At 67.1% G+C, this 638-nt stretch carries 1 protein-coding gene and 1 pseudogene; both read right to left on the bottom strand.

Annotation, left to right across the window (positions count from 1 at the left end):
• A pseudogene (locus tag OP79_RS57965) lies at window positions 1-155 on the bottom strand (ASCH domain-containing protein); the annotation flags it as partial.
• A gap of 8 nt (window positions 156-163) precedes the next feature.
• The coding region (locus tag OP79_RS49080) for an HD domain-containing protein (RefSeq protein ID WP_033329795.1) at window positions 164-638 on the bottom strand (475 nt) is incomplete at its 5' end.

Raw genomic sequence — 638 nt, 5'->3', positions numbered from 1 at the left:
TTGATGCGGAAGCGGATGATGTCGCCTGCCGCGAGGTCGGCGAGGTGCGGGTATTTCACCCGTACCTCGATGGTCTTGGTGCCTGCGGCGACGAGGTCGGAGTACTGGCGGTAGAGGTTGAGTTCGCGGACGCGGGCGGTGGTGTTGTCGGTCATGGCGTAGGTCAGTCCTGCCTCTCGCCGAGTGCCGTACGCAGCCAGTCCAGGGACCCGGTCGCGAGCACCGCGTCGGCGAGTTCGTTGGCCGACTTGGTGGTGAGTCGGCTGCGGCTGTTGTCGATCCAGCGCTGGGCGTTCTCGTAGCCCTGGGCCTTGTACTCGATGCCCTGGATCATGCACTCCAGTTTGTCGGCGTCCCGGGCGCAGATCGCCTCGGCGGACTCCTTCGCCTCGTACTCGGCGACGAGTTCCCGTACGGCTGAGGCCAGGATCTCGGGCATGTCGGCGACCTGGTCGGCGGTGACCGCCTGTGGGTTTGCCTCGGTGGCGTACTTCTTTCCGAGGTGGTTCACGTCCCCGGTCCGGGTCTCCTGGGAGTCGTGCCACACCGCGAGGTACGCGGCCCGCGCGGGATCGGCGCCTTCGAGCTTCGCGATGATCGTCGCAAGCAGAGCGGTGCGCCAGGAGTGCTCGGCCACC

This window comes from Streptomyces yerevanensis (assembly GCF_000716805.1).
Taxonomy (GTDB): domain Bacteria; phylum Actinomycetota; class Actinomycetes; order Streptomycetales; family Streptomycetaceae; genus Streptomyces; species Streptomyces flaveus.
Note: the sequence above shows the minus strand (reverse complement) of the source record. Positions and strands in the feature narration are given on the sequence as shown.